This window comes from Bacillus sp. AP50 (assembly GCF_040492675.1).
Lineage (GTDB): Bacteria > Bacillota > Bacilli > Bacillales > Bacillaceae_G > Bacillus_A > Bacillus_A cereus.
Genome location: NZ_JBEUTW010000178.1, coordinates 1 through 1,068 on the forward strand (window position 1 = coordinate 1; position 1,068 = coordinate 1,068).

Here is a 1,068-nt window from a genome sequence, read left to right on the forward strand (position 1 = left end):
GATGAAGAAGCAGATTTATATTGTACATATCAATTTTCTTTAAAATGTCTTGCGGAAGGTATTAAGTATAAATTGCTTATACAAGCTGCTAATTATGAGGATTTCTCTGCTCTGTATCCTCGATTTGGACGAAAAAAAGAAATTTCTTATCCAAATGTATTTCTCATAAATGCAACGAAAGATATTGTCATGTTTATGTATGATGATAGAGGAAGTGAAGTAATTGGGAAGAATAAAGAAATAATACGAGATTTATATAAGAAATATAAAGAATGGATTCTAGATTATGAATGAGAAAGTATAGATAACTCATTTAAATGACAATAGGGGAAGTGAAGCGTGTAATGAAACGTATTGCAATTGTCTCTGCATGGGAACCAGAACTGACGTATTTGCATCAACATTATCCAAGTGAACGTGTTGAAAAAAGAGCAGCTTGGGAATTTCATTTTCATACTATTAATGAGCTGGAAATTATATCAGTTGTTACTGGTGTCGGTAAAGTAAGCTGCGCTAGTTGTGTACAATTGTTAATTAGTGAGTTTCAGCCAGATGAGCTGTTTATGACAGGAATATGCGGAAGTTTATCAAACAAGGTGAAAAACGGTCATATTGTAGTCGCACTAAACGCAATACAACATGATGTTACTGCTGCTGGTTCAGGAGAAGATGTTTTTAATTTATATAACGGTAGAACAGCACCTATTGAAACAACAAAATCACTTGTAAGAAGAATAAAAAAAATACGATCGTATGATCCGATACATTTCGGTACATTTTTATCAGGAGATCAACGTATTCGTAGTTCAGAAATGAGATATTTACTCCATACCGTATATGGAGCATTGGCAGTTGATCAAGAAGTAGCAGCTTTCGCCTATGTATGCCAAATAAATATAAAACCATTTCTCTGTTTAAAAGCTGCTTCAGATCAAGCAAATGATAAAACGAAAGAAGAACAAAAAATCTTTAAAATGCTAGCATGTGAAAGAGCATGTGAGCATTTAATTGCTTTTTTACGTGTTTATGAGGTTAATGTAGTAAATAATAGATAGTTTGTTATAAAAC

Annotated in this window: 2 protein-coding genes; both read left to right on the forward strand. The window is 32.6% G+C overall.

Annotated features, from left to right (window positions below; genetic code table 11):
• Positions 1-294, forward strand: a 294-nt coding sequence (locus tag ABWK52_RS15140; RefSeq protein WP_353771975.1) for a DUF3885 domain-containing protein, incomplete at its 5' end; no start/stop codon positions are given.
• A gap of 23 nt (positions 295-317) precedes the next feature.
• The gene (locus ABWK52_RS15145) at positions 318-1,055 is read left to right on the forward strand and encodes a phosphorylase family protein (RefSeq protein WP_141537347.1); all 738 of its coding nucleotides are present in this window, start codon (positions 318-320) and stop codon (positions 1,053-1,055) included.
• Positions 1,056-1,068 lie beyond the last annotated feature (13 nt).